Origin of the sequence: Massilia consociata (assembly GCF_042432755.1) — a bacterium.
GTDB classification, from domain to species: Bacteria; Pseudomonadota; Gammaproteobacteria; order Burkholderiales; family Burkholderiaceae_D; genus Telluria; species Telluria consociata.
The window spans coordinates 101,027-125,532 of record NZ_JBHLWP010000006.1 but is presented as its reverse complement, the minus strand read 5'-3'; the positions used below and the strand labels follow the sequence as shown (position 1 = coordinate 125,532).

The window sequence follows — 24,506 nt, the reverse complement described above, 5'->3', positions numbered from 1 at the left end:
GCCTTCGCTCGATTTGCTCAACAAAGCCCCGCGCTACCTGTATCGGCCTGCCAATTTGGGAAAGGCAAGAATACAAGGGGTGAATCTGGAGGCCAGGTTATCCGGTAAAGATGCTTGGGCTTCACTGCCCGAGCTGGAACTCTATGGGAGCCTGGGCCTGGCTCGATCCGAACTCGACGATATCCCCGGGCCTGACAATCGTGTCGAAGGGCAGTCACCCTTGCGCGCAAAATTCGGCGGCGGGTATCAGTTTCGATCATTGCCGCTGAAGCTGAGATTCGATCTGAGTTATTTGCCCGGCGATTGGTGGCGCGAAAGCGCCAGCCAACGCGTATTCGAATCGAGCAAGCTCACAGTGGGGGGCAATGCAAGTTGGGATGCGGATAAGGACACACGAGTTGTTGTGAGTCTGGACAATCTCCTTTCCCGCAAGCGACACAGGACGGACGAGTACCTGCAAAGCGAAGGAATGGTACGACGCTTGTCCAGCTCCGACGACCACGCTCGCATATCGATTCGTCTGGAGAAAAAACTATAATTTTTGGAAAAAGGTGGCCGTTTGTTAGCGAAACGATTTGAAGCTATAAATGTTGCGGTAATTATAGTAACCGTTGTAATAGCAGTAATTATCGGTGGAAAATTGCCACATCTGATCAAGCAGTGGCGCGGACCATTCACCGCCGGCGACTTCACGACGCATATTGTTCAGCAACCGCATAAGCTCACTCTGTATGGAACAACCACGTGCGAGCACTGCGCGTCCGCGCGTGCATATCTCGTTTCCGCAGGCGTGCCGTTCAACGATATGTTGATCGATCAATCTGCGACTGCGAAAGATCAATTCAGAAAGCTTGGGAAAAACGCGGTTCCCATTTTGGTGTCGGAAGACCGATTTGTTCTAGGTTTTAACGTAAAGCACTATCAAGAATTCTTGAATTGCTAAAAAAGTGACGGGAATAGGTATGAAAAGAATGTTGACGCTGTTTGTCGTTGCGGCCGTGTTGCCGAGCATTGTATCTGCACAGGTGCGTGAAAGACCCAGGAAGGAGTGCTTTCGTACTTGCCTGAGTGTCGATCCTACTCCTCACAAAGGACGCTATGAAGAAAAACTGGCCGCGATTCGAGAAAGCAAGAAGCGGGAAACCGATGTTCGAAAGTTGGAGCAATTGAATGAGGCTGAGCAGCACCTGACCGAAAAGCATCTCGATTCGGTCGACAACATGTGTCACAAGATTTGCGACCAGAATCCGGAGGAATAGCATTGCCGACTGGCTGCAGAGCAACAGCTTGAAGGGCGGCTCGGAGGACGATCACATCTGCTGGAACAGATGCCCGTGGTTGCGGCTCACTTCCAGCTCGCCGGGGAAGTTGCGCAGCCGGACCATCTGCCGCCCGCGCAGGTCGCGGAACACCTCGGCGATCGCATCGACCCGCACCAGGGTCGAGCGGTGGATGCGCCAGAATTCGTCCGGGTCCAGCTCGTCCGCCAGTTCCTTGAGCGTCTTGCGGATCAGGAGCTGGGCGGTGGCGGTCTGCACGCAGGTGTACTTGTCTTCAGCCTGGAAGAACAGGATCTCGCGCGTACTCACCATGCGCAGGCTGCCGCCCACCTGGGCCTGGATCCAGCGCAGGTAGTTCGGTTTTGCCGGCCCGCCCTGCTTGAGCAGGGTGCCCAGCTCGGCCAGCTGGGCGCTGATGTCCTGCGGCGCGCGGGTCAGCCGCGTGCGCAGCCGTTCGCAGGTGGTCTGCAGGCGTGCCGGCGTCACCGGCTTGAGCAGGTAATCGATCGCGCCCTGCTCGAAGGCGTCCAGCGCGTACTGGTCGTAAGCGGTGGCAAAGACGATGTGGCAGCGGCCGTTGAGCTGGCGCGCCGCCTCGATGCCGCCCATGCCGGGCATGCGGATGTCGAGGAAGGCGATGTCGGGCTGGTGCTGCTGCGCCAGCGCCAGGGCGTCGGCGCCATTGGCGGCTTCGGCCACGATGCGCAGCTCGGGCCAGGCTTCCCTCAGGCGCATGCGCAGCTGTTCGCGCAGCGGCGCTTCGTCGTCGGCGATCAAGGCAGTCGGGGCGCTCTGGCTCATCAGTCGAACTCCGTCATCCGGTAGGGCAGGCGGATCGAGGCGCAGGCGCCGCCGCCCGGGGGCATCTCGATCACCAGCTCGGCATCCTTCCCGTAGAGCAGGGACAGGCGCTCGCGGATGTTGGCCAGGCCCACGCCCTCGTCGGCATGCAGGTTGATGCCAACGCCATCGTCGCACACGTCGACATGCAGCGTCGCGCCTTCCACGTGGGCGCGCACCAGCACCGTGCCGCCCGCCACCTTGGGCTCCAGGCCGTGCTTGATCGCGTTCTCGATGAGCGTCTGCAGCATCATCGGCGGGAAGGGCGCGCTGCCGAGGAAGTCCGGCACCTCGAAGCGTACGGCCAGGCGTTCCTTCATACGCGCCTGCATGATCGCCAGGTAGGCACGCGACAGCTCGACCTGCTTGCCGAGCGTGCCGCCGCCACTGGCGCGCATCTGCGGCAGCGACGAGCGCAGGTATTCGATCAGGTGCGCGTGCACGCGCGCCGCTTCCTTCGGGTCGGTCTCGATCAGCTGGCCGATCAGCGCCAGCGTATTGAACAGGAAGTGCGGCTCGACCTGGGCCTGCAGCGTGGCCATCCGCGCTTCCATCAGGCGCCGTTCCAGCGTGGCGACGTTGGCCTTGTCGGAGGCTTCCTTGGCCTGCAGTTCGGCGCGTCGCTTGCCGCCGGCCAGCACCTTGACCCCGAACGAGATCAGGATGAACCAGATCGCCGGATCGGTGAGCTGGAACGAGATGCCGAACACGAACACCAGGAACCAGGTCACGTACAGCTGACGCCACTCGACCATGGCCAGCCAGTCGAAGAAGGCCCACCACAGGGCGCTCGCTTCGCTGACGGCATCGCGCACGAAGTCGAGTGCGCGGTTGATCGGGGCGGCAGCCATGGCTTACTCCACGATCTGTTGCGGGCGGCGGCCGAACAGGGCGCCGGCGACGAACTTGAGCAACAGCAGGCCGACGAACAGCGCGAGCACGACCGGCACGATGGTCAAGAGGCAGGCCAGCACGATCGCAATGCCCAGCAGGGAAGGCCAGCGCAGGGCGGCCAGGGTGCGGGCGCCGGTGCGCACGGCGCGGTGGCATTTGCGGCCGATGACTTCCATGTCGGCGATGAACGATTGAAAGCGCGCCTGGCGCGGGCTGGTGGATTTCATCTGTTGCGTCCTTCAGTTGAGTTGGTAGCGCTACTCTAGGACGTGCATACCGGCCGCACCATCGTCATCCGACGAAGTGTCGAAAAAACGGGTCTGGCGGTACTGGGAGCGGATGAACGGGGCGTCAATACGCGCGGCAGCGGCACTCAGCGGCCGCCGCGCTCGTCCCAGTAGCGCCGCAGCAGGCCGTAGTTGATGGTGTCGGCCATTTCGCCATGCACGAACCAGCGCTCGGGCATATAGCCTTCCTTGCGAAAGCCCATCCGCTCCAGCACGGCGCTTGATGCGGCGTTGCGCGGGTCGATGTCGGCCTCCACACGGTTCAGGCGCAGCTCGTGGAAGCCGTAGTCCAGCGCCGCGCCGAGCGCCTCGACGGCGTAGCCCTTGCCCCAGTGCGCGCTGGCGAGCGCGTAGCCGAGTTCGCAGCGGCGGTTCTTGGGGAACATGTGATGCAGGTTGACCGTACCGATCAGGCCACCCGTTGCCGCCAGTTCGATGCCGAAGCGTACCTCGGACTGCTCGCGGTAGCACGCGAGGGCACTGGCGATGGCCTCCTCGGCACAGGCGATCGAGGTCCACGGCTCGGCACTCCAGTAGCGCACCACTGCCGGGTCCGAGAAGACGGCGTAGAGGTCGGCCGCGTCGCCTGGAGCGAGCGGGCGCAGGGTGAGGCGGTTGGTGGTGAGGATGGGCGTGGCGAAATTCGACACGGGGGTGGACACTGGACTGGACATGGTAAAACCTGAATTTGTGGCAGAAATGATAACACTTCCCTGCCGCCGCGTCCTATCTATCAGAAGTGACAGCTTGCAAAGGGATGGCCTGTGACGCTAGCGCCCGTACCACCAGCTCGCCGACCAGCCGCTCCGCGTCCTCGAAGTCTGCGCCGGTCAGCTCGGGCCGGCCCAGCACCAGCGCCATCTGCGGCGCGAAGTCGGCGTACGACTGCGTCATTGCCCACAAGGCGAACAGCAGGTGGGTGGCATTCACCCGGGCGATGCGTCCGTCCGCCATCCAGCGCTCGAACACCTCGATATCGCGGCGCAGCAGCGGGACCACGCGCGCGCGGATTTGCTCGCCGTAGAACTTGGCGCCGCCGATGACTTCCATGGCATACACGCGCGACGCCCACGGCTGCTCGCGCGAGAAGCGCAGCTTGGCGGCGACATAGGCGCGCAGCACGTCGGCAGGCGGCCCGTCGGCGTTCGCCAGGTGCGCCATGCGTTCGAGCCAGTCGTCGAGCACATCGTCGAGCACGCGCTGGTAGAGGCTGGGCTTGGTCGGGAAGTAGTACAGCAGGTTCTGCTTCGAGATGCCGGCCCGCCCGGCGACGGCGGCGATGGTCGTGCCTTCGAAGCCGCATTCGGCGAACAGGCGGGTGGCGGCCAGCAGGATCGCGGCTTCGACCTTGTCGCGCCTCCTGGCGCTGCAGGTAGCGTGGATGTCCATGGTGTCCTCAGCGGTGCTGGCGCAGGAAGGCGAGCAGTTGCGGGTTGGCCGCATAGGCGGCATTGAAGCGGAACCAGATCCGGCCCGGTGTGCGCTGCGTGAAGAATTCGCCGGGCGCGAGCAGGATCCCGGCTTTCAAGGCTGCGTCGGCAATGCTGCGGCCGTTGCGCGTTGCCGTCGGCGCATCCAGCCAGCCGGCGCTGACGAACATGCCGCCGCGCGGACGGGCCAGCGGACGCATCCCGAGGCCCTGCAGGGCCTCGAGCGTGCGCTCGCGCGCATCGCCCAGCTGGCCGGTCAGGCGCTCGACCATGCGCCGGTAGCCACGCGTGCTGGTGGCATCCAGCACGGCCCGCTCGTTGATCTCGGACGTCGTCAGTCCCGTCAGCATCTTCACGCGCAGCAGTTCCGGCGCCAGCGAGCGCGAGGCGCACAGCGAGCCGACGCGCAGCACCGGGGACAGCGTCTTGGAAAAGCTGCCGACCCGGATCACGCGGCGCAGCCCGTCCATCGCGGCGAGCGAGGCCTCGCCGGGGGCGGCCAGCTCGCGGTAGATGTCGTCTTCCACCAGCCAGAAGTCGAACTGCTCGGCCAGCGCGAGCAGCCGGTGCGCCTGGGCCGGCGACAGCGAGGTGCCGAGGGGATTCTGCAGCACCGTGTTGACGAACATGAGCTTGGGGTGCAGCTGCGCGGCCTGGCGCGCCAGTTCTTCCATGTCCAGGCCGGCTTCGCTGCGCGCAATGCCCACCGGGACGCAGCCGTGGTGGCGCACCAGCGCCAGCAGGTTGCTGTAACCCGGATCTTCCACCAGCACCACGTCCCCGGGACGGGTCAGCGTGCGCAGCACCAGGTCGAAGGCATGGGTGGCGCCGTTGGTCAGCAGGACTTGGTCGGGCTCGACGGGGAACAGCTCGCCGGACAGGCTCGTGGCCAGGTGCTGGCGCAGCGCGGGAAAGCCGAGCGGGTGGCCGTAGCCGCGCAGGCGGCCGGCCGGGATTTTCATGGCATGGCGCACCGCATCGAGGATGGTGTTCTCGCCATACCATTCGGGCGGCAGCCAGCCGGCGCCGACGGGCAGGGCCTCGGCCTGGCCGGAGTACAGGTCCGGCGCCAGCGCGTCGATCTCGGATTGCAGGCTGGGCGCAGAAGGCGCGGTGGGTGCCTGCGGCAGGCTGCGCGTAACGAAAAAACCGGAACCGCGGCGTGAGGAGAGCAGTCCCGACTGGTGCAGCCGCTCATAGGCTTCGACCACCGTGAATGTGCTGACGCCATTGCACTTTGCGAATTGTCTAACCGAGGGCATTTTCGTGCCGGCACCGAGCTGACGCTCGTTTACCATCGCCGAGATGGCCGCCACGATCTGGTCGACCAGGCTGCCGCGCTTGCCCCTGTCGATCGCGAGCACTGGCCACACCGGATCACTTGTTTCGCAAGGAAATTCGTCTGTCAAAACAGCTTCATCCATCGTGCCGCTCCACGCTACCGGTTGCAACTGTACAGGTTAAGCTGACTGTACGGTTGGGTTGTTTTGCCGTCGGTGTATCTGTGCCGGTGTTGCCTTGCTGACTATTATTGATCAATATTTTGCCAATTGGTAAAAATTTCGCCAACATGGCGGGGAGAGACGCATGAACGAGTCCAGGCCCAAGTCGATGTCGTCGTTTTGGATGCCCTTCACCAATAACCGCGACTTCAAGGCCAGTCCACGGCTTCTGGTATCAAGCGAAGGGATGTATTACAAGGATGTGGACGGCAACAGCGTGCTCGATGGCACCGCCGGCCTCTGGTGCGTGCCCTGCGGCCACGCCCAGCCGAAGATCACGGCGGCCGTGAGCCGGATGGTCGGCCAGCTCGACTTCGCGCCCACCTTCCAGATGGGCCACCCGGCCGCCTTCGACCTGGCCGAGCAGCTGATGGACTACACCGGCCACAAGTTCGGCCACGTGTTCTACACGAATTCCGGTTCGGAGGCGGTGGATACCGCGCTCAAGATCGCGCTGGCCTACCACCGTGCGCGCGGCGAGGGCGGGCGTACGCGCCTGATCGGCCGCGAGCGCGGCTACCACGGCGTCGGTTTCGGCGGCCTGTCGGTGGGCGGCATCGGCAACAACCGCAAGAGCTTCGGCCCGCTGTTGCCGGGCGTGGACCACCTGCCGCACACGCACAACCTGCTCAAGAACGCCTTTTCGCGCGGCGAGCCGGACTTCGGTGTCGAACTGGCGGACGAGCTGGAGCGCCTGGTGACGCTGCACGACGCCTCGACCATCGCCGCCGTGATCGTCGAGCCGGTGTCCGGTTCCACCGGCGTGCTGGTGCCGCCGAAGGGCTACCTCAAGCGCCTGCGCGAGATCTGCGACAAGCACGGCATCCTCCTGATCTTCGACGAAGTGATCACCGGTTTCGGCCGCCTGACCACCCCCTTCGCGAGCGACTATTTCGGTGTCGAGCCGGACATGATGACGACCGCCAAGGGCCTGACCAACGGCGTGGTGCCGATGGGCGCCGTGTTCTCGAAAGCCTTCATCCACGATGCCTTCATGGATGCGCCGGCCGGCATCGAGCTGTTCCACGGCTACACCTATTCGGGCCACCCGCTGGCCTGCGCGGCCGGTCTCGCCACGCTCGAGGTGTTCCGCGAGCAGGGCATCGTCGAGCATGCCAGGGAACTGCAGCCCTACTTCGAGGACGCACTGCACTCGCTGCGCGGCCTGCCGCACGTGATCGACCTGCGCTCGATCGGCCTGGTGGCCGGGATCGAGCTCGAATCCATTCCCGGCAAGCCGGGCGCGCGTGCCTACAGCGCCTTCAAGAAGGCGTTCGCGGACGGCATCCTGATCCGCGTGACGGGCGACATCATCGCGCTGTCGCCGCCGCTCATCCTGACCAAGCAGCATATCGACGAGCTGTTCGGCAAGCTTGCCAACGTACTGAAAAACCTGGACTGACCATGACCCTGATTTCCCATTTCATCAACGGCCAGCCGGCGCACGCGGAAGGCGCGCGCCAGGCCGACGTTTTCAATCCGGCGCGCGGCGAGCCTTGCGCCAGGGTGGTGCTGGCCGAGCCGCGCGACGTGGACGCCGCCGTCGCCGTGGCCGCAGCCGCGTTCCCGGCCTGGGCCGCCACGCCGCCGCTGGCGCGTGCCCGCATCCTGTTCAAGTACCTGCAGCTGTGCCAGCAGCACACCGACGAATTCGCCGCGATGGTCACCCGCGAGCACGGCAAGACCTTCGCGGATGCGCAGGGCGAAGTCGCGCGCGGCATCGAGGTGGTGGAGTTCGCGGTCGGCATCCCGCAGATGCTCAAGGGCGAGTTCACCGACCAGATCGCCCGCGGCATCGATGCCTGGTCGATGCGCCAGCCGCTCGGCGTGGTGGCCGGCATCACCCCCTTCAATTTTCCCGTGATGGTGCCGATGTGGATGTTCCCGGTTGCGATCGCGTGCGGGAACACCTTCGTACTGAAACCTTCGGAGCGCGACCCGTCGCCTTCGCTGCTGCACGCGCGCTTGCTGAAGGAGGCGGGGCTGCCCGACGGCGTGTTCAACGTGGTACAGGGCGACAAGGTGGCGGTGGATGCGCTGCTCGACCACCCGGACATCCAGGCCATCAGCTTCGTCGGCTCGACGCCGATCGCCGAGTACATCTACTCCCGCGCGTGCGCCAATGGCAAGCGCGTGCAGGCGCTGGGCGGCGCCAAGAACCACATGGTCGTCATGCCCGACGCGGACATGGAGATGGCGGTCGATGCGCTGGTCGGCGCCGCCTACGGCTCGGCCGGCGAACGCTGCATGGCGATCTCGGTGGCGGTGGCCATCGGCGATGCGGGCGACCAGCTCGTTGCCGCACTGGCCGAGCGTACCGCGAAGCTGAAGATCGACGACGGCATGGCCGAAGGCGCGGAGATGGGGCCGGTGGTGACCGCTGCCGCCAAGGAGCGCATCGAGCGGCTGATCGGGCAGGGCGTGGAGCAGGGCGCCACGCTTGTGGTCGACGGCCGCGGCTACCGGGTGGACGGTTGCCCGAACGGCTTCTTTGTCGGCGGCACGCTGTTCGACCATGTCACGCCCGACATGACGATCTACCAGGAAGAGATCTTCGGCCCGGTGCTGTGCGTGGTGCGCCTGCCGGATGTGGGACGCGCGGTGGAACTCATCAACGCCAACGAATACGGCAACGGCGTCGCCATCTTCACGCGCGACGGCGGGGTGGCGCGCGAGTTCGTGCGCCAGATCGAGGTCGGCATGGTGGGCGTGAACGTGCCGCTGCCGGTGCCGATGGCCTTCAACAGCTTCGGCGGCTGGAAGCGCAGCCTGTTCGGCGACCACCACGCCTACGGGCCCGAAGGTGTGCGTTTCTATACCCGCCACAAGGCGGTGATGGAGCGCTGGCCCAACACTGCCAGCAGCGGGCCCCAGTTCGCCTTCCCGCAGATGAAGTAGGGGTAGAAGCAGGGGCGGGGCATTGCGTCGCACCCGGCCGCAGCATGTCGTCGATTCATACGCAGTTCGTCCAACGATAAGGGATGCACATGATCGAATCACTCCAGCACCTGCCGCCAGCGGCAGGGTCGAACGGCGAGCTCGCCTCGCAATTCACCGACCTGGCGCCGCCGCTCACCGCGCGCCAGGCCGCCGTCGAGGCGGCGCGCTGCCTGTACTGCTACGACGCTCCCTGCATGAATGCCTGCCCGACCGGTATCGACGTGGCGAGCTTCATCCGCAACATCCACGATGGGAACATCGATGGCGCCGCCCACGGCATCCTGAAGGCCAACATCTTCGGCGGCAGCTGCGCCCGCGTGTGTCCTACCGAGATCCTGTGCGAGCAATCCTGCGTGCGCAACAACCCGGCCGAGCGCGAACCGGTGCGCATCGGCCTGCTGCAGCGCTACGCGATCGACAACGCCCGCTTCGCCGGGCACCCCTTCCAGCGTGCCCCTTCCACCGGCAAGGTCATCGCCGTGGTCGGCGCAGGCCCTGCCGGCCTGTCCTGCGCGCACCGCCTGGCCATGCTGGGCAACGACGTGGTCGTGTACGAAGCGCGCCCGAAGGCGGGCGGCCTGAACGAATACGGCATCGCCCGATACAAGCTGCCGGGCGACTTTGCAAAGCAGGAAGTGGATTTCCTGATGTCGGTCGGCGGCATCCACATCGAGTACGGCCGCAAGCTGGGCGAGAACCTCAGCCTGGCCGAGCTGCATACCCGCTATGACGCCGTTTTTCTCGGCATCGGTTTGCAGGCCAGCCGCGCCCTCGGCCTGACTGGCGAAGATGCGCCGGGCTTGATGCCTGCCGTCGACTACATCGCCGCGCTGCGCCAGGCCGGCGACCTGTCCGTGCTTCCGGTACCGCGCCGCGCCGTCGTCATCGGCGCCGGCAACACGGCGATCGACATGGCGGTGCAGATCAAGCGCCTCGGCGCCGAGGACGTGACCCTGGTGTACCGCCGCGGCCTGGAGTCGATGAGCGCAACCAGTCACGAGATCGAGATCGCCAAGGCGAACTTCGTGCGCATCCGCACCTGGGCCGCGCCGCTCGAGGTACTGCTGGACGAGCAAGGGCGCGTGGCCGGCATGCGCTTCGAGCAGACCCGCATGGAAGAGGGGCGGCTGGTGCGCACGGGCGGCTTCATCGAGATTGCGGCCGACGCCGTGTTCAAGGCCATCGGCCAGAGCATGGACGATGCCGGTTTCAATGAACCGCTGGCACGCGAGCTCATTGGCCAGCAGCGGCGTGAAGGCGACCGCATCCGGATCGACAGTCGCTTCCGCACCGCGCTGCCGGGCATCTATGCGGGCGGCGACTGCGTCGCGCCGGGACAGGACCTGACGGTCCAGGCAGTCCAGCACGGCAAGCTGGCGGCACTGAGCATCCACGAAGACATCCAAGCCAAGATGGAGGCAGCATGGCCGACCTGAGCATCGACTTCTGCGGTATCAAGTCCCCGAACCCGTTCTGGCTGGCCTCCGCGCCGCCGACCGACAAGGCCTACAACGTCGTGCGCGCTTTTGAAGCAGGGTGGGGCGGCGTGGTGTGGAAGACCCTGGGCGAAGACCCGCCGGCGGTCAACGTCTCGTCGCGCTACTCGGCCCATTACGGCAAGAACCGCGAGGTCATCGGCTTCAACAACATCGAGCTGATCACCGACCGCAGCCTGGAAATCAATCTGCGCGAGATCACGCAAGTGAAGAAGGACTGGCCGGACCGCGCCATGATCGTCTCGCTGATGCTGCCGTGCGAGGAAGCGCCGTGGGCCGCGATCCTGCCGCTGGTCGAGGCGACCGGCGCCGACGGCATCGAGCTGAACTTCGGCTGCCCCCACGGCATGCCCGAGCGCGGCATGGGCGCGGCGGTGGGCCAGGTGCCCGAATACGTCCAGATGGTGACGGCCTGGTGCAAGAAGCACACGCGCCTGCCGGTGATCGTCAAGCTCACGCCGAACATCACCGACGTGCGCGCTCCGGCCCGTGCGGCGCTGGCCGGCGGGGCGGATGCGGTATCGCTCATCAACACGGTCAACTCGATCACCCACCTCGACCTCGACCGTATGGTGGCTTACCCGGTCGTGGGCGGCGCCAGCACCCATGGTGGCTACTGCGGCTCGGCGGTCAAGCCGATCGCCCTGAACATGGTGGCGGAAATCGCGCGCGACTCGGCTACCTGCGGCCTGCCGATTTCCGGCATCGGCGGCATCGGCAACTGGCGCGACGCGGCCGAGTTCATTGCCCTCGGCGCCGGCTCGGTACAGGTGTGCACGGCGGCGATGCTGCATGGCTTTCGTATCGTCGAAGAGATGAAGGACGGCCTGTCGCGCTGGATGGACAGCAAGGGCTACGAGAACATCGCGGCGTTCTCGCGCAAGGCCGTGCAGAACACCACCGACTGGAAGTACCTGGACATGAATTACCAGGTCATCGCCCGGATCGACCAGGACAAGTGCATCAAGTGCGGCAAGTGCTACGTGGCCTGCGAGGATACCTCGCACCAGGCCATCGCGCGCGCGGTGGACGATGCGGGCAATCGCCGCTACGAGGTCATCAACGCCGAATGCGTGGGCTGCAACCTGTGCGAGATCACCTGTCCGGTCGAGGCCTGCATCACGATGGTGCCGCAGGACAGCGGCAAGCCTTACATGAACTGGACGCAGGATCCGCGTAATCCTCGAGCGGAGCCCGCTGTCGTGTGAATTGCCGGTTACGTAGGGTGGGCGGGAGACCCGCCCACCCTACGAAAAGCATCTGTAATGACGATTGCGCTACACTCGGTCGCACCGATTTGCAACCGACGAGGAGAGTCCGACCGTGACCACGCAACACCATGCGCAACCTGGCGCAAGCCCCGACCTCTGGAACCACGACCTGGCCCCGACGACGCCGGCGCAGCGCACCTGGCGCTGGTACCACTTCGCCGCCCTGTGGGTCGGCATGGTGATCAGCATTCCCGCCTACATGCTGTCGTCCAGCCTGATCGAAAGCGGGATGTCGGCCTGGCAGGCGGTGGCCACGGTATTCCTGGCAAACGTGATCGTGCTGGTGCCGATGCTCCTGGTCGGCCACGCCGGCACCAAGTACGGCATTCCCTACGCGGTGCTGGCGCGCGCCTCCTTCGGCACCCGTGGCGCGCGGCTGCCCGCGCTGATGCGCGCGGTCGTGGCCTGCGGCTGGTACGGCATCCAGACCTGGTTCGGCGGCAGCATGATCTATACGCTGCTCGGCGTCCTGATGGGCGCCCCGCTCGGCGGAGAAAATCTGCCGGGCCTGGGCATCAACCTCGGCCAGCTGGCCTGCTTCCTGGGCTTCTGGGCGATCCAGATGTACTTCATCGTGCACGGCATGGAATCGATCAGGAAGCTCGAAACGTACACTGCGCCGCTGAAGATCGCGATCTGCTTCCTGCTGCTGTGGTGGGTGTACGACAAGGTGGGCGGCTTCGGCCCGCTGCTCGAACAGCCCTCGCAGTTCGTGGAAGGCGGACCGAAGGCCGGCCTGTTCTGGAGCGTGTTCTGGCCGTCCTTGACGGCGATGATCGGCTACTGGGCCACGCTGGCGCTGAACATCCCCGACTTCACCCGCTTTGCGAAAACCCAGCGCGACCAGGTGGTGGGCCAGACCCTCGGCCTGCCGCTGCCGATGGGCCTGCTCGCGGCGCTGGCCGTCACCGTCACGTCGGCCACCATCGTCCTGTACGGCAAGGCACTGTGGGACCCGGTCGACGTGGCCAGCCGGATGACCGGCGTGGCGGTGCTGGTCGCCCTGCTGATCCTGATGATCGACACCGCCAGCGTCAACCTGGCGGCCAACCTGGTCGGCCCGGCCTACGATTTCTCGGCGCTGTCGCCGAAGCGCATCTCGTACCGCACCGGCGGCTACATCACCGCCGGCATCGCGCTGGCCATGATGCCCTGGAAGATACTCGAGACGACCCAGAACTACATCTTCATCTGGCTGACCGGCTACTCGGCCCTGCTCGGGCCGATCGCCGGGATCATGATCGTCGACTACTACCTGCTGCGCAACACCAGGCTCGACGTCGCCCAGTTGTACCACGAGGGCGGACCCTATTCGTACAAGGGCGGCTGGAACATCGCCGCCCTTGTGGCCTTCGCTGCCGGGGTGCTGCCCAACCTGCCGGGCTTCCTGAACGCGGCGCTGCCGGAAGCGTTCCCGGACGTGGGCGAGGTTTTCAAGACCATCTATACCTATGCCTGGTTCGTGGGCGTGGTGATCGCGGCCATCGTGTACGGGGTGATGATGAAAGGCCGCACGGCGCCGGCCCAGCGCGTGGCAGGCAACGGGGCGGGCGGCGCAGCGAACAACTATCCAACCTGAAGGGAGTGTCCATGACGACGATGATACGTGGCGGTACCGTGGTGAACGCCGACCGGGCGTTTCGCGCCGATGTCCTGTGTTTCGGCGACAAAGTGGTGGCGGTCGGGGAGAACCTGGATGCGCCTGCCAACGCCACGATCATCGATGCGCACGGCCAGTACGTGATGCCGGGCGGGATCGACACCCACACCCACATGCAGCTGCCCTTCATGGGCACCGTGACGATGGACGACTTCTACACCGGCACCGCGGCGGGCCTGGCGGGCGGCACGACCACCATCATGGATTTCGTCATTCCCGACCCGAAGCAGTCGCTGCTCGACGCCTTCCACACCTGGCGCGGCTGGGCGCGCAAGGCCGCCGGCGACTACACCTTCCACGTGGCGGTAACCTGGTGGGACCCATCGGTGCACGAAGAGATGGGCGTGCTGGTGCGCGAGCATGGCGTGAACAGCTTCAAGCACTTCATGGCCTACAAGAACGCGATCATGGCGGACGACGAGACCCTGGTAAGAAGCTTCCGCCGCGCGCTCGAACTGGGCGCCATCCCGACGGTGCACGCCGAGAACGGCGAGCTGGTGTACCAACTGCAGCAGGAACTGCTCAAGAAGGGCATCCGCGGCGCCGAAGCCCACCCGCTGTCCCGGCCGCCGGAAGTCGAGGCGGAAGCGGCCAACCGGGCGATTGCGATCGCCAACGTGCTGGGCACGCCGGTCTACATCGTGCACGTGTCCTGCGCCGAATCGCTGGAGGCGATCCAGCGCGCCCGCGCCAGGGGACAGCGCGTGTACGGCGAAGCCCTGGCCGGCCACCTCGTCATCGACGACAGCGTCTACCGCCACCCCGACCCGGACTTCGCGCGCGGCCACGTCATGAGCCCGCCGTTCCGGAGCAGCCACCACCAGCAGGCCTTGTGGCAGGGCCTGCAGGGCGGAAACCTGCATACTACGGCGACCGATCACTGCACCTTCTGCGCCGAGCAGAAGGCGGCCGGCAAGGACGATTTCACGAAGATCCCCAACGGCTGCGGCGGCGTCGAGGAACGCATGGCCGTGGTGTGGGATGCCGGCGTGAACACGGGGCTCCTTACGCCCTCCGAGTTCGTGCGCGTCACGTCCACCAATGCGGCGCAGATCTTCAACATGTATCCGCGCAAGGGCGTGGTCGCCGTCGGCGCGGATGCCGACATCGTCGTGTGGGACCCGGCGGGCACCCGCACGATCTCGGCTGCAACCCAGCATTCGAAGGGCGGCTTCAACGTGTTCGAAGGCCGCACGGTGCGTGGCGTCCCGACCCATACGGTCGCCGCCGGCAAGCTCGTGTTCGAACGGGGCGAGCTGCGCGCGGAAAGCGGCGCCGGCCGCTACATCGAACGCCCGGCCTTCACCGCCACCGTCGCCTGACCCGATTTCTCAAAGGGGGAGCCGCAATGAACGCACCGCACAAGGATGGGCTGCACATGGACAAGCTGTACAAGGGTGAGCTTTACGTCAATGGCGATCGCCTGTGGAAGTCGCTCATGGACCTGGCCGCGATCGGCGCCACCGAGAAGGGCGGCGTCAAGCGCCTGGCCCTGACGGACCTCGACCGGCAGGGCCGCGACCTGGTGGTGCGGTGGGCGCGCGATGCCGGCATGTCGGTCACGGTCGACCAGATCGGGAACGTCTTCATGCGCCGCGAAGGGCGCGATCCGCTGCTCCCGCCGATCGTCACCGGCAGCCACGTGGACACCCAGCCCACCGGCGGAAAGTTCGACGGCAACTACGGCGTGCTGGCCGGGCTGGAAGTGGTGCGCACCCTGAACGACCTGGGCATCCAGACCGAGGCGCCGATCGAGGTCGCGTTCTGGACCAACGAAGAAGGGTCGCGCTTCGTGCCGGTGATGATGGGCTCGGGCGTGTTCTGCGGCGCCTTCAGCCTGGAAACCGCCTACGCCGCCTGCGACACGGAGGGAAAAAGCGTGCGCGAGGAGCTGGAGCGGATCGGCTACCTCGGCACGCAGGTGCCGGGCCGGCATCCGATCGGGGCGTACTTCGAGACGCACATCGAGCAGGGCCCGGTGCTGGAAGACGCCGGCAAGGTGATCGGCGTGGTGCCGGCCGTGATGGGTCTGTCGTGGTACGACTGCGTCGTCACCGGCATGGAAGCGCATGCCGGGCCGACGCCGATGGGGCTGCGCCGCGACGCGCTGCAGGTGGCCACGACCATCATGCAGGAGGTCGTGGACATCGCGAACCGCTACCCGCCCTACGGACGCGGGACGGTCGGCATGGTACAGGTGTTCCCGAACAGCCGCAACGTCATTCCGGGCCAGGTCAAGTTCAGCATCGACCTGCGCAACGTGAGCGACGAGCTGTTGAACACGATGCACGAGGAGATGCTGGCTTTCGTGGCGGCCGCGCGCAAGGCAAGCGGCCTGGCAATCGAGGTCGAACGCGTGTCCTATTACCCGCCATGCCCGTTCCATCCAGATTGCGTGAACGCCGTGCGCGCCGCCACCGAGAAACTGGGCTATTCGTCGATGGACGTGGTCTCCGGCGCCGGCCACGACGCCATCTACGCGGCGCGCGTGGCGCCGGCGGGGATGATCTTCGTGCCCTGCAAGGACGGCATCAGCCACAACGAGATCGAGGATGCGCAGCCGGCCCACCTCGAGGCAGGTTGCAACGTGCTGCTGCACGCGATGCTCGAACGCGCCGGGGTTGCTGTCTGAGCTGCGTGTGCCGGCATGCGTGCACCGGCATCCGCGTACTTGAACAGTCGAGCGTGGCGACGTCATCCGTATTTTATTGGCATTATTCCCGGGTGATCTCGGGAGGAGCGGCATGGAGTGGATGGAGCGGAGCTGGCTGACAATACAGGATGAATTTTCGGACCTGGGCAATGTGGAGGACATCACCCGCATTGTCGTGCGCCTGCTGGTGGCGGTGGTGCTGGGCGGGATGCTCGGCTACGAGCGCGAGTCGGTCGGCGCCTCGGCCGGTTTGCGCACCCATATGCTGGTGTCGCTCGGCTCTGCGATGTTCGTGCTGATCCCCTTGCAGGCGGGGATGGAAATCGGCGACATTTCACGCGTCCTGCAAGGCGTCACGGCCGGTATCGGCTTCATCGGCGCCGGCGCCATCCTCAAGCACTCGAACAAGAACGATATCAGGGGCGTCACCACGGCCGCCAGCGTGTGGCTGACCGCCGCCGTCGGCATTGCCGCGGGCATGGGGCGGGAAGCCACGGCGGTACTGAGCGCACTGTTCGCGCTCGTGATCCTGTCGATCCTGCGGGCTACGCCGAAGAACTGAGGGGGAGGCGACCGGGAGGCGGGCTCGCCTAGAAGCGGCGCAGGAAGTCGAGCAGCACCTCGCCCGCGACCTCGGCGTCGTCCGCCGTCATGGTCTCCAGCGGATTGTGGCTGATGCCGCCGTTGCCGCAGCGCGTGAACAGCATCGCCACCTCGGTGACCTGCGCCATCTCCATGGCATCGTGCCCGGCGCCGGACAGCAGGTCGAAGCGCGGCAGGCCGGCGCGTTCGATGGCCGTACCCAGCCGCTCCATCAGCCGCGGCGAGCAGGGCGCCGCGTCGGCTTGCACCAGTTTCCAGAGTTTCTCGTCGATGCCGCGCCGTGCGCAGATGGCGCTAATGCCTGTCAGGATGTCGTCCACCGCGGCCAGGCGTTCTTCGTCAGTGGCGGCGCGAATGTCGAGCGACAGGCGGCAGGCGCCGGGCACCACGTTGACCGAGCCGCCCGGCACCTCGAGCTGACCGACGGTGCCGACCAGCGAGCCGCGCCCACTGCAACGCCGCTCAACCAGCAGCACGATCTCGGCGGCCGCCACGGCGGCATCGCGGCGCATGCCCATCGGCGTGGTGCCGGCGTGGCTGGCCACGCCTAGCAGCTCGACCAGGTAGCGCGAGCTGCCGGCGATCGCCGTCACCACGCCCACCGGCAGGCCATGCTCCAGCAGCACCGGTCCCTGCTCGATATGGACTTCGATAAAGCCGAGCAGCGATGCAGGATCGCGCGCGATGGATGCAATCGCGGCCGCGTCGTGCCCGGCCGCGGCCAGCGCTTCGCGCATCGTGACGCCGTCGCCGTCCTGCTGGTCCAGCAAGGCCGGATCGAAGCGGCCCGTGATGGCGCTGCTGCCCAGGAAGGTGCTGCGAAAGCGCACGCCTTCCTCTTCCGCGAAGCCGACCACCTCGAGGTGATAGGGCAGGCGCTCGCCGCGCTGGTGCAGGTGGCGCACCAGCGCGATTGGCAGCAGGATGCCGAGCCGGCCATCGTACTTGCCGCCGTTGCGCACGGTGTCATAGTGGGAACCGGTCATCAACACCTTCGCGTCCGGCTGCACGGCGGCGTAGCGCCCGACCACGTTGCCGACCGCGTCGATGTGGACATTCATGCCGGCGTCAATCATCCACTGCGCCAGCTGATCTGCCGTGCGCCGGTGCGCCGCCGTCATGTAGGCGCAGGTGAGGTTCTCTTCGCCGTCGCTGATGGCGGCAAGCAGCTCGGCCCAGTCCATCACCTGCGGGCCGAACCTGAGCTGCACGCCCAGCAGCGCGTTCAGGCGGATTTCGGCGATGCGATGCACCTGGCGCAAGCATTCCGCCATCTCGCCGGCGCGCGCATTCTTCAGCCTGCGCGCAAAGGTCTCGATGATGGCGGCACGCGCCAGGCCGCGCCCGGTCGGTCCCTTCACCGCGAGGATGAACGGGAAACCGAACTTCTCGTTGTACCGTGCGTTCAGGTCGTGCAGCAGTGCGTATTCTTCGGGGCTGCAGCGGTCCAGGCCGGATGCGGCCTGCTCGCCCGTCGATTCCGCCGTCAGTTCCCCCGCGATGGCCGCCTTGCCGGCCAGCTCCGGGTGCGCACGCAGCAGGGACAGCTTCTCGTCTTCCTGCGCCCCCGTCACGACCGCCTGCAAGGCCTGCTTCAGCGCGGCGATGGTAGGAAAGGGCCGCAGCGCGGCCGCACGCTGCGCGATCCAGGGCGAGTGTTCGTAGATGCCGCGCAGGGCCGCCACGAATGCATCGGGCGCGCAGCTGTTCAGGTCTTCCAGAGTGGTCATGGTCGGCATCGCCTTATTGAAGCCATCGATGATAAATCCTGCAAGCTTGCCGAGTTATACGCCTGTCCGCATAAGCGGTATTGCGTTTATTTGGGCATGAGCGCGCGTGCCGCCGCACTGACCTGGTCGCGCAGCCATTTGTGCTCGGACGATTGGTGCACGCGCTGGTGCCACAGCTGGTAGAAGCGCATCGGCGGGAACTTGATCGGCACCGTGAAGCTCTTGAGCGGCAGCGTGCGCTCGTAGAAGCGGATGAACTGACGGCCGGTGGTCAAGACCAGGTCGCTCTGGGTCAGCATGTAGGGGATGACGCCGAAGTAGGGCGACTCCACCGCCACCTTGCGCTGCATCCCCTGGCGGTCGAGCCAGGCGTCGATCACGCCGTGGTAGCCCGGCAGCATCTGCGACGGCGCCACGTGCGGCAGCGACAGGTAATCCTCGACGGTCATGGCATCGGAGGCGGTACGCCGCGCGTACGGGCTGTCGGCGCGCATGGTGCAGATGATCGGGTCTTCGAACAGCTTCGACATGTGCAGGTGCGCCGGCGGTTCGTCCCAGTTGGCGATCACCAGGTCGATCTCGCCGTCGGACAGCATGCGCAGGTAGTCCAGTCCCGGGCCCAGGCTGTGGATCACCACCTTGCTGCCCGGGGAACCGCGGCGCAGGGCGGCCACCACGTTCGGCAGGAACTGGGTGTCGAGGTAGTCGGGGGCCGCGATGTGGAAGGTGCGCGTCGCCTCTTCGGGCACGAAGGGCGACTTCTTCACGAACAGGCCCTCGGCTTCGTCGAGGATGCGCTTGGCCGGCTTGAGCAGGGTCTCGCCGTGCTGGGTCGGCACCATGCCGCGCGCGCCGCGCACCAGCAGCGGGTCGCCGGTCAGCTCGCGCAGCTTGCGCAACGAGGCCGAGATAGAGGGCTGCGGCTGGTTCAGCTTGAGCGCCACGCGCGAGACGTTCTTCTCCACCAGCAGCAGGTAGAGGATGCGGATCAGGTGCAGGTCGAGGTGCTGGGGCAGGCTGGACATTGCTGGGCGTATGGCAGGGCGTATATCAATTCGGTTATGTCGAATATACGCTACTTTTCATGTTGTAGAAATTGAAATCAAGTTATTGTCGAGGAATACCGCAACCAGGGAGCGCCATGGACTTGTTTGGATATCTTGGGCCATATGGCCTCGAATGGCTCAACATGCTCGTGCGCTGGCTGCACATCATCACCGGCATCGCCTGGATCGGCGCTTCCTTCTACTTCGTCTGGCTAGACAACTCCATCCGGCCGCCTGCGCCGGGTTCCGAGCTGGCGAAGAAGGGCGTGGCCGGCGAGCTGTGGGCGGTGCACGGCGGCGGCTTCTACAACCCGCAGAAATACCTGGTGGCGCCCGCCGAGCTGCCGAAGGAACTCCATTGGTTCAAGTGGGAGGCGTATTCGACCTGGATTTCCGGCTTTGCACTGCTGGTCATCGTCTATTACCTGAATGCGCAGGCCATGATGGTCGACCGCAGCGTGGCCGACCTTTCGAGCTGGCAGGCGGTCGGCATCGGTCTGGGCAGCCTGGTGGTCGGCTGGGTCGTCTACGACCTGCTGTGCCGCTCGCCCCTGGGCAAGCACGAACTGGCGCTCGGCCTCGTGGTCTTTGCCTTCCTGGTGGCGAGCAGCTACGTGCTCACCCAGCTGCTGAGCGGGCGCGCCGCCTACCTGCACGTGGGCGCCATGATCGGGACCATGATGGTGGCGAACGTCGCGATGCTGATCATCCCGGGCCAGCGCAAGATGGTGAACGCGATGATGGCGGGGCAAAAGCCCGACCCGGTCCACGGCATCAAGGCCAAGCAGCGCAGCGTCCACAACAACTACTTCACGCTGCCGGTGCTGTTCATCATGATCAGCAACCACTATGCGATGACCTACCGCCACGAGTATTCCTGGGCGGTGCTAGGCGTGATCATGGCGGCGGGTGTGCTGATCCGCCACTTCTTCAACCTGCGCCACAAGGGGCGCGTCGAGTGGCGCTATCCGATTGCCGGTGTGTCCCTGCTGCTGGGTGTCGCGGTCGCGATCGCGCCGAAGGCGCCGGTGCAGGCACAAGCGGCTGCCGGCGCGGCGCAGGGACCGGACGAGGCTGCGCGCTTCGCCCAGGTGCGCACGATCATCGACCAGCGCTGCGTGTCCTGCCATGCGCAGCAGCCGACCCAGCCCGGCTTTGCTACCGCGCCGTCCGGCATCATGCTGCACACGCCGGAACTGCTCAAGCAGAACGCGATGGCCATCTACCAGCAGACGGTGCAGACCAAGGCGATGCCGCTGGCGAACCTCACCAACATGACCGATGCCGAACGGGCGCAGGTGGCGGCCTGGTTCGAAGCCGGTGCGAAGACCGGCAATAACGGAGCAGGGAAAAACTGATGGACAAACAGACACGAGAACGTTTGCTGGCCTGGATCGACGATCATTTCGACGAGGAGGTCGGCTTCCTGCAGCAGGTCATCCGCATCCCGACCGACACCCCGCCCGGGAACAATGCGCCGCACGCCGCGGCGGTGGCCGCGATGCTGGAGCAATACGGCTGGACAGCCGAGCAGCACGCGGTGCCGGAGCAGAGCGTGCGCGACCACGGCATGGAGAGCATCACCAACCTGATCGTGCGCCGTCCCTATGGCGCGGGCGGGCCGACGCTGGCGCTGAACGCGCACGGCGACGTCGTGCCCCCGGGCGAGGGATGGACGAAGCCGCCCTATGGCGCCGAGATCTTTGACGGCGCCATCTACGGCCGCGCCGCCGCGGTGTCGAAGAGCGACTTCGCCACCTACGTGTTCGCCGCGCGCGCGCTGGAGGCGCTGGGCGTGCCGCTCAAGGGAGCGCTCGAATTGCACTTCACCTATGACGAGGAATTCGGCGGCCTGCTCGGCCCCGGCTGGCTGCTCGAGCAGAACCTGACCCGGCCGGACTACGTGATCGCGGCCGGCTTCGGGTACAACATCGTCACGGCGCACAATGCCTGCCTGCAGCTCGAGATCACCGTGCACGGCAAGGCCGGCCACGGCGCCATGCCCGAAACCGCGGTGGACGCGCTGCAGGCCGCCGCGCGCATCCTGAACGCGCTCTACGGACAGTTGCCCGAGCTGAAGAAGATCAAGTCGCGGGTACCGGGAATCGATTCGCCCACGATGCTGGTCGGCCACATCATTGGTGGCACCAACACCAACGTGGTGCCGGGCAAGGTGGTCATGAAGATGGACCGCCGCATGATCCCCGAAGAAGACCCGGTGGCGGTCGAAGCGCAGGTGCGCGCGCTGGTCGAGGGCGCGGTGGCCGGCATGCCGGGCATCCGGCTGGAGATCCGGCGCCTGCTGCTGTCGCAGGCGCTGCGTCCCCTGCCGGGTTCGGACAAGCTGGTGGCGAGCCTGCAGCAGCACGGGCGCGCGGTGTTCGGCGAAGAGATCAGCGCGCAGGGCACGCCGCTGTATGCGGACGCGCGCCTGTACGGCGAACGCGGCATCCCCACGGTGATGTACGGCGCCGGCCCGCGCACGGTGCCGGAATCGAACGCGAAGAAAGCCGACGAGCACCTGGTGCTGGACGACCTGCGCAAGGCCACCAAGGTGGTGGCGCTCACGCTGCTGGACTTCCTCGCGGCCGGGTGAGTGCAAGCCAGACGCCGGTCAGCGCGGCACGATGGCGAATTGCGGACCGGCTCCGTAATCCGGCTTGACGCTGCGCGCCATGAACTGCTGCCATGCCTTCCTGCCGGGCTCTCCCAGCGCATCGGCGGCATAGGCCAGGGCCGGCTGCATGTTCGAGGGATAGCCCGAGTGGCCCGATGAGTACCCTGTCATTTCACCGGTGCGCAGCTTGAGCGCGGCAGCCATCTCGGGGCCGGCGCAGGGCAGGGCGCGCATGTCCGGCTTGATGCTCGCGCGGTAGGCTTCGCCGATGGTGCCGTAGAAGGACGCCGTATCGCTGTCACGCACCAGCATGCTGTACATCGCGCCGTGGATCCAGCACGTGCCGTCGCCGATCATGCGCATCACCGGGAACTTCGCCTTCCAGCGCAGCAGTTCGCGCGCCTTGCCGAAGCCCAGTTCGGCGACATGGCCGGCAGCGGAGGTGAAGAAGTCGTCCTGCCACGGTGCGATGCCGCGCTTTTCGTTGTACCCGAGTGCGTAGCCATTGACGATGATGCCAAGGGCATTGGCCCGCGGATTATGCGTGTAAGTGCCGTTGTACCAGTCGAGGTTGTCGTCGAGGATCTGCAGGAAGTGGCGCTTGAGCGGGTGCGCGTCCGGCGTGATGTAGGCCGCCTGGCCGAGCGTGCGCAAGGCCCATGCCTGGCCGCGGACCTGTTCGGGCTTGAGCAGGCCTTTGCGGTTCTCGCGGTAACCCGGGTTGGATGCGAACACGTCGTACATGGCCCAGAACTGCAGCTCTTCCAGGTGGTAGTGGTCGCCCGTGACCAGATAGGGCAGGTAGGAGAAGGCCGGCTGGTGGGAGATGTCGTGCTGGTTCGGCGTGGCGCACGCACCCGGGCGCGCGCATGCCGGGAACAGCTCGCTCTTGCCGGTCGCCGGGTTGCGCGCGTCGCTCGGCGTCCCGACGCGGGTCATGTAAGGGTAGTCGAGCAGGCTCACCGGCAGGTCGGTACGGCGGTCCCGGTAATGCATCGACCAGCTGCCTGCCAGGTCGGCCGTTCCCATCGTGACGGCGTGCGCGCGCCGGTCCATCCCCAGCAGGTACATGGCGGCCCAACCGGGCAGCAGGCCGATGTCCGGACGCCCGCCGGTGGTCGGCATGCCGCGCAGGGCCTGGCCGGTGCCCATCGGTTCGGTCTTCGCTCCCTTCCAGTCCGCATGCATGCGCGCCAGCGCCGTTTCATCGACCGTGACCGACTGGTCGTAGTTGGGCAGCGCCATCGATGCGATCAGTTGCCGGGTGTCGTGCCGGACATGCACCGACGGCGCGTCGCCCCACCAGGACAGCTTGCGCCAGCGCGCATGATGATAGTGTTCCAGCGCGGGTTTGCTGTACACCTCGGCATCCCCCACCGTGATACGCGCGTCGTAGGTGAAGTTCTGCGGCGCGGGCTCGAAGGCCCAGTTGTTCTCCACCGTGACGTCGACGCGCGCCCGGTCCAGCGCCGGATACCAGCGCACGGCGAACCTGGCCGCCAGGTGCGGGTGGGGGCGGCCATCGGCATCGGTTAGCGGCGCGGACGCATGCCATTCCTGCGCCACCGGTCCGTCGAGCCAGGGCGCCGTCCGGCTCCTTGCCAGCAGCGGCTTCACGCTGGCGCTGTAGGTTTTCCCCTCGAACCTGGCCTCAATCCTGGCATCGAAACCCTTGCGCAACAGCGTCTCGGCGCTGCGCTTGCCGTCTGCATCGGCTGCACCGGATGCCCCGGCCACGCCGAACAGCCCCACGGCTACCGGCTTCGCCGGCGCAAGCCGCGCCAGCACCAGCGAGACAAGCGCGTGCCTGACGGAGCCGTCGGGGTGGCGCGCCTTGATGTCGGCCTGCACCGGTATCGTGCTGCCATCGGCAAGACGGGCCTGCAGCCGCTCGCCGCGCTTGAGGGCGCCGACGCCGAACACCTGGCCGAAGGTGACGGGAACGCTTGCCTGGTCCTTGCCGCCGCTGTCCTCGAAGACCAGCGTCGCCAGCGCGCCCGGTATCGCCTTGTCACGCACGTGCTCGCGCGCGGCATCGTCCTGCGCGCCTCCTGCATTCGCCTGGCCGGGCGAGGCATTCCCATACCGGAGTTCGACGACACGCGCCGCATCGAGGCCGCCACCGGCGGGGAGGGACTGGCTGCGGGCGTCCACGCACAGGGCGGCGCACAGGAAGACGACGACGAAACGGATGGCAGGCATGGGCAGGTCGTTGGCGGATAAAAAAGAAAGGCGCCCGAAGGCGCCTTTCATCTTA

22 protein-coding genes are annotated in these 24,506 nt (G+C 66.2%); 13 read left to right on the top strand and 9 right to left on the bottom strand.

Translation table 11 applies throughout. From position 1 onward, the window contains the following. The first annotated feature begins 13 nt into the window (after positions 1 to 13). The 3 genes from ACFFJK_RS04675 to ACFFJK_RS04665 are packed head-to-tail and all read left to right on the top strand — an operon-like array spanning position 14 to position 1,259. Positions 14 to 538 (top strand): TonB-dependent receptor domain-containing protein, encoded by a 525-nt coding sequence (locus ACFFJK_RS04675; RefSeq protein WP_379677959.1) that lies wholly within the window; start codon positions 14 to 16, stop codon positions 536 to 538. Positions 539 to 541: 3 nt separating this feature from the next. Beyond that, entirely contained in the window at positions 542 to 943 is a 402-nt protein-coding gene (locus ACFFJK_RS04670) for a glutaredoxin family protein (protein WP_379677958.1), read from the top strand. Between the two features lie 19 nt (positions 944 to 962). After that, positions 963 to 1,259, top strand: a complete 297-nt coding sequence (locus tag ACFFJK_RS04665; protein ID WP_379677957.1) for a hypothetical protein — start codon at positions 963 to 965, stop codon at positions 1,257 to 1,259. 51 nt (positions 1,260 to 1,310) lie between these two features. Here ACFFJK_RS04665 and ACFFJK_RS04660 read toward each other — a convergent pair whose 3' ends face one another. From ACFFJK_RS04660 to ACFFJK_RS04635, 6 genes are all read right to left on the bottom strand, one after another. Continuing rightward, positions 1,311 to 2,081: a LytR/AlgR family response regulator transcription factor gene (locus tag ACFFJK_RS04660; protein WP_379677956.1), complete on the bottom strand. Its 771-nt coding sequence runs from the start codon at positions 2,079 to 2,081 to the stop codon at positions 1,311 to 1,313. Beyond that, positions 2,081 to 2,971: a sensor histidine kinase gene (locus tag ACFFJK_RS04655; protein ID WP_379677955.1), complete on the bottom strand. Its 891-nt coding sequence runs from the start codon at positions 2,969 to 2,971 to the stop codon at positions 2,081 to 2,083. Before ACFFJK_RS04655 ends, ACFFJK_RS04660 begins: the two co-directional genes overlap by 1 nt. Before the next feature lie 3 nt (positions 2,972 to 2,974). Then, positions 2,975 to 3,241: a hypothetical protein gene (locus ACFFJK_RS04650; RefSeq protein ID WP_379677954.1), complete on the bottom strand. Its 267-nt coding sequence runs from the start codon at positions 3,239 to 3,241 to the stop codon at positions 2,975 to 2,977. A 146-nt stretch (positions 3,242 to 3,387) separates the two neighbouring features. After that, positions 3,388 to 3,975, bottom strand: a complete 588-nt coding sequence (locus tag ACFFJK_RS04645) for a GNAT family N-acetyltransferase (RefSeq protein WP_379677953.1) — start codon at positions 3,973 to 3,975, stop codon at positions 3,388 to 3,390. A gap of 52 nt (positions 3,976 to 4,027) precedes the next feature. Then, positions 4,028 to 4,690: a TetR/AcrR family transcriptional regulator gene (locus ACFFJK_RS04640; protein ID WP_379677952.1), complete on the bottom strand. Its 663-nt coding sequence runs from the start codon at positions 4,688 to 4,690 to the stop codon at positions 4,028 to 4,030. A gap of 7 nt (positions 4,691 to 4,697) precedes the next feature. Continuing rightward, positions 4,698 to 6,104, bottom strand: coding sequence for an aminotransferase-like domain-containing protein (locus ACFFJK_RS04635; RefSeq protein WP_379677951.1), 1,407 nt, complete (start codon positions 6,102 to 6,104; stop codon positions 4,698 to 4,700). 214 nt (positions 6,105 to 6,318) lie between these two features. On the opposite strand from ACFFJK_RS04635, the gene aptA reads away from it, so the two are divergent. The 8 genes from aptA (at position 6,319) to ACFFJK_RS04595 (ending at position 16,815) form a co-directional block, all read left to right on the top strand. Next, the gene (gene aptA / locus ACFFJK_RS04630) at positions 6,319 to 7,635 is read left to right on the top strand and encodes an omega-aminotransferase AptA (RefSeq protein ID WP_379677950.1); all 1,317 of its coding nucleotides are present in this window, start codon (positions 6,319 to 6,321) and stop codon (positions 7,633 to 7,635) included. Positions 7,636 to 7,637: 2 nt separating this feature from the next. Next, positions 7,638 to 9,131, top strand: coding sequence for a CoA-acylating methylmalonate-semialdehyde dehydrogenase (locus ACFFJK_RS04625; RefSeq protein ID WP_379677949.1), 1,494 nt, complete (start codon positions 7,638 to 7,640; stop codon positions 9,129 to 9,131). 89 nt (positions 9,132 to 9,220) lie between these two features. Beyond that, positions 9,221 to 10,609, top strand: a complete 1,389-nt coding sequence (locus tag ACFFJK_RS04620; RefSeq protein ID WP_379677948.1) for an NAD(P)-dependent oxidoreductase — start codon at positions 9,221 to 9,223, stop codon at positions 10,607 to 10,609. Next, positions 10,597 to 11,877, top strand: a complete 1,281-nt coding sequence (preA, locus tag ACFFJK_RS04615; protein WP_379677946.1) for an NAD-dependent dihydropyrimidine dehydrogenase subunit PreA — start codon at positions 10,597 to 10,599, stop codon at positions 11,875 to 11,877. Before ACFFJK_RS04620 ends, preA begins: the two co-directional genes overlap by 13 nt. A 115-nt stretch (positions 11,878 to 11,992) precedes the next feature. Then, entirely contained in the window at positions 11,993 to 13,519 is a 1,527-nt protein-coding gene (locus tag ACFFJK_RS04610) for an NCS1 family nucleobase:cation symporter-1 (protein ID WP_379677944.1), read from the top strand. 11 nt (positions 13,520 to 13,530) lie between these two features. Beyond that, a complete protein-coding gene (gene hydA, locus ACFFJK_RS04605) occupies positions 13,531 to 14,922 on the top strand; it encodes a dihydropyrimidinase (RefSeq protein ID WP_379677942.1) in 1,392 nt (463 codons plus the stop codon). A gap of 56 nt (positions 14,923 to 14,978) precedes the next feature. Then, the gene (locus tag ACFFJK_RS04600) at positions 14,979 to 16,232 is read left to right on the top strand and encodes a Zn-dependent hydrolase (RefSeq protein WP_379678268.1); all 1,254 of its coding nucleotides are present in this window, start codon (positions 14,979 to 14,981) and stop codon (positions 16,230 to 16,232) included. 112 nt (positions 16,233 to 16,344) lie between these two features. Continuing rightward, complete coding sequence (locus ACFFJK_RS04595; RefSeq protein ID WP_379677941.1) at positions 16,345 to 16,815, top strand: MgtC/SapB family protein; 471 nt, start codon at positions 16,345 to 16,347, stop codon at positions 16,813 to 16,815. 28 nt (positions 16,816 to 16,843) lie between these two features. Here ACFFJK_RS04595 and ACFFJK_RS04590 read toward each other — a convergent pair whose 3' ends face one another. Both ACFFJK_RS04590 and ACFFJK_RS04585 read right to left on the bottom strand, forming a co-directional pair. Next, on the bottom strand, positions 16,844 to 18,586 hold the full coding sequence (locus tag ACFFJK_RS04590; protein WP_379677940.1) for an allantoate amidohydrolase: 1,743 nt from the start codon (positions 18,584 to 18,586) through the stop codon (positions 16,844 to 16,846). Between the two features lie 86 nt (positions 18,587 to 18,672). Continuing rightward, positions 18,673 to 19,611, bottom strand: coding sequence for a LysR substrate-binding domain-containing protein (locus ACFFJK_RS04585; RefSeq protein WP_379677938.1), 939 nt, complete (start codon positions 19,609 to 19,611; stop codon positions 18,673 to 18,675). Between the two features lie 116 nt (positions 19,612 to 19,727). On the opposite strand from ACFFJK_RS04585, the gene ACFFJK_RS04580 reads away from it, so the two are divergent. Beyond that, positions 19,728 to 20,990: a urate hydroxylase PuuD gene (locus tag ACFFJK_RS04580; protein ID WP_379677937.1), complete on the top strand. Its 1,263-nt coding sequence runs from the start codon at positions 19,728 to 19,730 to the stop codon at positions 20,988 to 20,990. After that, positions 20,990 to 22,228, top strand: coding sequence for a M20/M25/M40 family metallo-hydrolase (locus ACFFJK_RS04575; protein ID WP_379677936.1), 1,239 nt, complete (start codon positions 20,990 to 20,992; stop codon positions 22,226 to 22,228). Before ACFFJK_RS04580 ends, ACFFJK_RS04575 begins: the two co-directional genes overlap by 1 nt. An 18-nt stretch (positions 22,229 to 22,246) precedes the next feature. On the opposite strand, the gene ACFFJK_RS04570 is transcribed toward ACFFJK_RS04575, so the two are convergent. Then, a complete protein-coding gene (locus tag ACFFJK_RS04570) occupies positions 22,247 to 24,451 on the bottom strand; it encodes an RIFT barrel domain-containing protein (RefSeq protein ID WP_379677935.1) in 2,205 nt (734 codons plus the stop codon). Positions 24,452 to 24,506 lie beyond the last annotated feature (55 nt).

Coding starts and splice junctions, on each gene's coding strand:
- ACFFJK_RS04665 (WP_379677957.1), top strand. CDS start 963: ATGAAAAGAATGTTGACGCTGTTTGTCGTTGCGGCCGTGTTGCCGAGC.
- ACFFJK_RS04660 (WP_379677956.1), bottom strand. CDS start 2,081: ATGAGCCAGAGCGCCCCGACTGCCTTGATCGCCGACGACGAAGCGCCG.
- ACFFJK_RS04655 (WP_379677955.1), bottom strand. CDS start 2,971: ATGGCTGCCGCCCCGATCAACCGCGCACTCGACTTCGTGCGCGATGCC.
- ACFFJK_RS04650 (WP_379677954.1), bottom strand. CDS start 3,241: ATGAAATCCACCAGCCCGCGCCAGGCGCGCTTTCAATCGTTCATCGCC.
- ACFFJK_RS04645 (WP_379677953.1), bottom strand. CDS start 3,975: ATGTCCAGTCCAGTGTCCACCCCCGTGTCGAATTTCGCCACGCCCATC.
- ACFFJK_RS04640 (WP_379677952.1), bottom strand. CDS start 4,690: ATGGACATCCACGCTACCTGCAGCGCCAGGAGGCGCGACAAGGTCGAA.
- aptA (WP_379677950.1), top strand. CDS start 6,319: ATGAACGAGTCCAGGCCCAAGTCGATGTCGTCGTTTTGGATGCCCTTC.
- ACFFJK_RS04625 (WP_379677949.1), top strand. CDS start 7,638: ATGACCCTGATTTCCCATTTCATCAACGGCCAGCCGGCGCACGCGGAA.
- ACFFJK_RS04620 (WP_379677948.1), top strand. CDS start 9,221: ATGATCGAATCACTCCAGCACCTGCCGCCAGCGGCAGGGTCGAACGGC.
- preA (WP_379677946.1), top strand. CDS start 10,597: ATGGCCGACCTGAGCATCGACTTCTGCGGTATCAAGTCCCCGAACCCG.
- hydA (WP_379677942.1), top strand. CDS start 13,531: ATGACGACGATGATACGTGGCGGTACCGTGGTGAACGCCGACCGGGCG.
- ACFFJK_RS04600 (WP_379678268.1), top strand. CDS start 14,979: ATGGACAAGCTGTACAAGGGTGAGCTTTACGTCAATGGCGATCGCCTG.
- ACFFJK_RS04595 (WP_379677941.1), top strand. CDS start 16,345: ATGGAGTGGATGGAGCGGAGCTGGCTGACAATACAGGATGAATTTTCG.
- ACFFJK_RS04590 (WP_379677940.1), bottom strand. CDS start 18,586: ATGACCACTCTGGAAGACCTGAACAGCTGCGCGCCCGATGCATTCGTG.
- ACFFJK_RS04585 (WP_379677938.1), bottom strand. CDS start 19,611: ATGTCCAGCCTGCCCCAGCACCTCGACCTGCACCTGATCCGCATCCTC.
- ACFFJK_RS04580 (WP_379677937.1), top strand. CDS start 19,728: ATGGACTTGTTTGGATATCTTGGGCCATATGGCCTCGAATGGCTCAAC.
- ACFFJK_RS04575 (WP_379677936.1), top strand. CDS start 20,990: ATGGACAAACAGACACGAGAACGTTTGCTGGCCTGGATCGACGATCAT.
- ACFFJK_RS04570 (WP_379677935.1), bottom strand. CDS start 24,451: ATGCCTGCCATCCGTTTCGTCGTCGTCTTCCTGTGCGCCGCCCTGTGC.